The organism is Sodaliphilus sp. (genome assembly GCF_045598405.1).
Taxonomy (GTDB): Bacteria; Bacteroidota; Bacteroidia; order Bacteroidales; family Muribaculaceae; genus Sodaliphilus; species Sodaliphilus limicaballi.
Genome location: NZ_JAZLLZ010000188.1, coordinates 1 through 4,854, shown reverse-complemented (window position 1 = coordinate 4,854; position 4,854 = coordinate 1). Strand labels below are relative to the sequence as shown.

The following is a 4,854-nucleotide window of genomic DNA, read 5'->3' as shown; positions in this document are numbered from 1 at the left end:
AGTTCTGCGAGTTCCCCGAGAGGCAAAAAAATCCCCGAGGGGATTTTACGTTTTAGAGTGTTAGGGGGGGGACTTGGAGGATGCTGGTGATGGTGCAGGGGTGGGTCTGGGCGTCTTCGTCGGGGGTCCAACCTTTGCCTTTGATCCACAATACTTTGCATCCTAGGCTCTCGGCGGGCTCGATGTCTTTGCGCAGCGAGTCGCCTATCACGAGCACCTTGCTGGCGTCCATTTCCAGGGCATCCACCCCCAGGCGGAACAGTGTGGGGTTGGGCTTGCGCACGCCCACCACGGCGCTCTCGATCACGCCCTTGAAATAGCGGCGCAGGTCGAAGTCGCGCAGCACGCTGTCAACGTTGCCGTAGAAGTTGCTCACGAGCATCATGGGATATCGCTCGCTCAACGCTTGGAGCACGGGGCGCGCCTCCTCGACGCACTCGCGTGCTGCGTTGTAGCAGTATAGGGCAATTCCCTCGCTCACTACCTCGCTGCTGTCGGCGATGAGCCCGTTATTGACAAGGTAGTCAAGCTCAATGTTGACCTTCTTGCGCAGCAGGTCGAGGAAGTTGTCGTTGGGGAGGATGTGGCGCACGCGTGCGAGCTCGCGCTCGGCGTGGACGTAGCACTCGCGAAACTGTTCCTTGGTGACGGGCACTTGCATGTGCTGGAATCCTGCCCACAGGACTTCGCTCCAGTGCACGCCTCGGCTGTCGATGGTGCCGCCGTAGTCAAAGATGACACCAGTGATGTCGGTTATCTTGTTCATGAGATTTCGTTGATTGATTTCTTGCAGATGTGTTCGTGTCGCAGCACCATGTAAACCATCATGGCGTTGAGCACCACGAGTTCAAAGGCGAAGTAGAGCCACGGCATCTTGAAGATGACCGATAGGAACATGGCGATGATGCGTGTGTTGAACGACAGCATGTTAGTATATTTCATCAAGGGCAGGCTCTTGAGTCGGAACGACTGGCGGAACTCTTGCGGAATTGCTTTGCCGTAGCGATTTTTGAGGGCTTGTCGCAGTGCCTGCATGTTGCGGGTCATCACCTCTTGATTAGAGGTGTAGTTGCGGTAGAAGAACATGGTGATTTTTTTCCAGAAGTTGCCTTTCCACGGCACGGCGTTATACTCCAGGGTGAGCTGGTCGGTGCTGTCGAGCTCGCTGCCTTCCTCTCCCTTGAGGAAGAAGAGGTGGAACTGTCGGTAATAGTCGGCCATGGCAGCCTGCTTGGCGTGGCAGACGCCGGCAGCAACGGCAATGACCCAGATGAGCCACTTGTGGCTGCCGAAGTAGTCGCCCAGCAGATTGTCGCCGAAGTGGATTTCACGCATCACGATGGCGATGTAGATGGCAACAAACCAGAAGTCGCCGCTCACGCCGTCGAGTATTCGTCCTATGCGAGAATACTGCTTGGTGAGTCGTGCCAGCTGGCCGTCGGCGCTGTCGTAGGTGTTGGCCCAGATGATGAGCAGTATGCCCACGTAGTTGAGCCAGATGTAGGGGTCGGCTCCAAAGTACAGAAGTATGCCTCCGCCCACGCCCAGGAAGATAGAGGCGATGGTCACCCAGTTGGGCGTGACGCCCAGCTTGGCAAACAGGATGGCCCATGCAAATCCCATGGGGCGGTAGAACGCCAGGTCGATGTGTTCCTCGGTGTCCATCGACTTGAGCGAAGCCTTGTATTGCTGTTTTAATTCCTTGAAATTCATTTCTTATTTTTCCTTGATTCCTTGATGATGGATAGCACCGCCTTGGCGATGTGAGGCGCAGCCTCGTCGCGGCAGGGCGCAAAGCTGGGCCAGTCGTTGAAGTCGATGATGCGCACTTCGCCGTCGGCTCCCACGATGCAATCGCCGCCATAGACGACGGTGTTGAGTTCCTCGGCGGCGCGGTTGCAGATGTCCTTGAGGTGCTCCTCATCGAACGGGAGACCTTGCGAGCGTCCGTTGATTTGCTCCAGTCCATACTTGCTGTGTCCCTCGTCGAAGGGGTAGAACCAGTAGAAGAAAGGCGATCCCTTGATGCCGTAGAACTTGATGAGGTCTCCCACCAGGTGCACGTTGATCACGGCGCGTGTGATGCCGCGGTAGAAGTATTCTTGCAGCACCTCCTGTGCCTCGTCGGCGTGTCGGCAGTAGGAGACGTCCTCCTTGTGCATTGCGTGGAAGTCGCCGCGCTTGATCCAGCAGCTCTGGAAACCAGCCTTGTTGATGAGAGGCTTCACGTTCTCGTTGGTGTTCACGATGAGGCTTTCGGGGTAGGGGATGTTGTTGCCCTGGAGGATGCGTGTCATGCGCTCTCGGGTGCAGTTCTCGATGCCGTAGCCCGAGTTGATGACCAGCCTGCCCTCGTCCTCGAGCCTCTGGAGTTGTGCGATGGACTCGCGCTCGCGGCACATGTTGAGGATGATTTCCTCCTTGACTCCGTTCTTGTTGAACTGGTCCTCGCTGTAGATGTTCACGAGGCAACCGCGCTTGCGCAGTTGGTCGGCAACGGCGTTGAATATTGCGGTGTCGTTGCCTATGTGGTTGGGCGAATAAGCACCGGCACGCAAAATGCCTGCTATAGTAATCTCTGCCATAATTGGTAATTTTTAACGAAACGCTCGCCTGGAGGCTCGCTACGAAACGCGTCGCATTCGCTTGCTACGAAACGCTCGCGTTGCTCGCTACGAAAACGGGGCTAACGCATCGGGTTATTTATTCTGAAATAAATTTTTGTGCTACTTCGATGTCGCTGGCGTGGTCCACGTCGATGATTTTGTCGATGGAGAACGCTTGCAGTCTGTGACCAGCATCGACGAGCGCGCGCTGGAAGTTGCGCATGCGTGAGATGTTGCTCTCTATGCAATGGTCCAGCACTTTGAATGCCTTGCTGTCCATAGCGTAGATACCTCCCGACACATATTTTGCCCCGTCCCATGGCTGGTCGCGGAATGCGGTGATGTTCATGTCGAGGTCGTTATCTACATCTACATAGAGAGGTTTCTCGTCCTCGATGAAGGGTGTCACCGCCCACATGCCATCGTGCTCGCCGTCGGCCTCAAAGGCCTGTATGTAGCGGGCGAAGTCGGGCTCGCGGAAGATGGTATCGACTGTGGTGAGGCAGAACTTGCCCTCGGGAATCACCTTGCTCAACTCCCAGAAGCTGTGCATGGAGCTGGGTGTGGTCTTCACCACCACGTTGAGGGGAACGCTCAAATTGAGGCTCTCGACAAACTCGCGCACCTCGGTCATGTGCTCATTGATGATGATGCTGATGCTCTCGGCATTGCAACGCTCAAAGATGTGCATGAGTCGCAACACCATGGGCTCGCCGTTGAGCTCAACGAGAGGCTTGGGCTTGCTCACGCCCTCCTGGGCGAGGCGAGAACCCTCGCCGGCTGCTATAATTGCGTAATGCATAGTGTTTTGTGTTTTATAGAGATTCTGGACTTTCTAGATTTTCTAGAAGTTATCGTTATCGTCTATCGTTATCGTAAAAAGCTTCACTCGTCCTTGGTGAGGTCGAGCACCACGTTGTCCTTGCCTCGCTCGAAGTACTGCTTGCGCAGCGGGTGGGCGTGTCCCTCGTCCCAGCGCAAGCGGTTGCGGTAGATGTCGATGGCTGCATAGATGGCCTGGCGGAAAGAGTTCTCGCTAGCGAGGTTCTTGCCTGCGATGTCGTAGCCAGTGCCGTGGTCGGGGCTGGTGCGCACCTGGGGCAGTCCGGCGGTGAAGTTCACGCCGTTGTCCATGGCAAGTGTCTTGAAAGCAGCGAGTCCCTGGTCGTGATACATCGCCAGCACGCCGTCAAACTTGCGGTAGGTCTCGTTGCCGAAGAACCCGTCGGCAGCGTAGGGGCCGAAGCACAGCACCTTGTCCTTGTCATAGAGCTCTTGCAGTGTGGGCGCGATCACAGTTTTTTCCTCGTTGCCCAGCAGGCCGTTCTCGCCCGAGTGGGGATTGAGCGCAAGCACTGCAATGCGGGGCTTCACGATGCCAAAGTCGCGCTGGAGTGACTTGTTGAAGATGTGCACTTTCTCCTTGATGGCATCGGCGGTGATAGCAGCGGGCACCTGCGAGATGGGCAGGTGAGTGGTGACCAGAGCCACGCGCAGATTCTCGTTGCACAGCACCATGAGAGCCTTGTTGCCGTCGCCCATGCAAGCCTCGAGATACTCGGTGTGGCCGGTGAAGTTGAATGACTCGCTCTGGATGTTGTCCTTGCTGATGGGAGCAGTGACGAGCACATCGATGTTGCCGGCATTGAGGTCGGCCACAGCTGCCTCAAGCGAGAGGAATGCTGCGTGTCCTGCCTGCTTGTCGGGCTGACCCAGTTCCACCTTGATGTCCTCGTTGCCGCACACCTCAATCAGGTTTACGGCCCCGTCCTTGATCTGCCCGCCGCGCACGGTGTTCACTTGCAGCGAGGGCATTTCGAGAGCCTTGCGGTGAAAGGTCATCACCTTGCTCGAACCGTAGATAACCGGAGTGCATAATTCGCAAAATTCAGGCACCGAGAGTGTCTTGAGAATCACTTCGTAGCCTATTCCGTTGGTGTCCCCTTGGGTAATGCCAACGCGTATTTTTCTGTTATTTGTCATTTATAATCAGAGTTTTAGTTATATATCGCACGCGTGCATCCGCAAGGACACACCACGCACTATACCAAATAATTTGCTAAATTACGAAAAAAATCCCACATTTCAAAATTTAGCTATGTCTTGCCAGGGCAACCGCATCAAATCAGTGGGAAAATCTGGCTTAATCTGTGCTGTGACCTCTGTGCCTTCTATAGAACAAAAAGATAAGTAGTTGAAAATCAGTGTTTGTTTTTCGGTAGTAAGGGACTAAAAACAAAAACAAGAA

At 55.2% G+C, this 4,854-nt stretch carries 5 protein-coding genes; all 5 read right to left on the bottom strand.

Annotated elements, in window-relative coordinates:
• Positions 1-52: 52 nt before the first annotated feature.
• The 5 genes from ACKI3C_RS12360 to pdxA all read right to left on the bottom strand — a co-directional run bounded on the left by ACKI3C_RS12360 (position 53) and on the right by pdxA (position 4,589).
• Positions 53-766: an HAD family hydrolase gene (locus ACKI3C_RS12360; RefSeq protein ID WP_407405510.1), complete on the bottom strand. Its 714-nt coding sequence runs from the start codon at positions 764-766 to the stop codon at positions 53-55.
• Positions 763-1,713, bottom strand: a complete 951-nt coding sequence (locus ACKI3C_RS12355; protein WP_407405508.1) for a CDP-alcohol phosphatidyltransferase family protein — start codon at positions 1,711-1,713, stop codon at positions 763-765. The genes ACKI3C_RS12360 and ACKI3C_RS12355 overlap by 4 nt, the downstream gene beginning before the upstream one ends.
• Positions 1,710-2,585: a hypothetical protein gene (locus tag ACKI3C_RS12350; protein WP_407405506.1), complete on the bottom strand. Its 876-nt coding sequence runs from the start codon at positions 2,583-2,585 to the stop codon at positions 1,710-1,712. The genes ACKI3C_RS12355 and ACKI3C_RS12350 overlap by 4 nt, the downstream gene beginning before the upstream one ends.
• A 118-nt stretch (positions 2,586-2,703) precedes the next feature.
• On the bottom strand, positions 2,704-3,408 hold the full coding sequence (locus ACKI3C_RS12345; RefSeq protein WP_407405504.1) for a sugar phosphate nucleotidyltransferase: 705 nt from the start codon (positions 3,406-3,408) through the stop codon (positions 2,704-2,706).
• Positions 3,409-3,491: 83 nt separating this feature from the next.
• Positions 3,492-4,589 (bottom strand): 4-hydroxythreonine-4-phosphate dehydrogenase PdxA, encoded by a 1,098-nt coding sequence (gene pdxA / locus ACKI3C_RS12340; protein WP_407405502.1) that lies wholly within the window; start codon positions 4,587-4,589, stop codon positions 3,492-3,494.
• Between the last annotated feature and the right edge of the window lie 265 nt (positions 4,590-4,854).

Excerpts from the sequence above, each read along its gene's own strand:
- ACKI3C_RS12360 (WP_407405510.1), bottom strand. The coding sequence starts at position 766 with ATGAACAAGATAACCGACATCACTGGTGTCATCTTTGACTACGGCGGC.
- ACKI3C_RS12355 (WP_407405508.1), bottom strand. The coding sequence starts at position 1,713 with ATGAATTTCAAGGAATTAAAACAGCAATACAAGGCTTCGCTCAAGTCG.
- ACKI3C_RS12350 (WP_407405506.1), bottom strand. The coding sequence starts at position 2,585 with ATGGCAGAGATTACTATAGCAGGCATTTTGCGTGCCGGTGCTTATTCG.
- ACKI3C_RS12345 (WP_407405504.1), bottom strand. The coding sequence starts at position 3,408 with ATGCATTACGCAATTATAGCAGCCGGCGAGGGTTCTCGCCTCGCCCAG.
- pdxA (WP_407405502.1), bottom strand. The coding sequence starts at position 4,589 with ATGACAAATAACAGAAAAATACGCGTTGGCATTACCCAAGGGGACACC.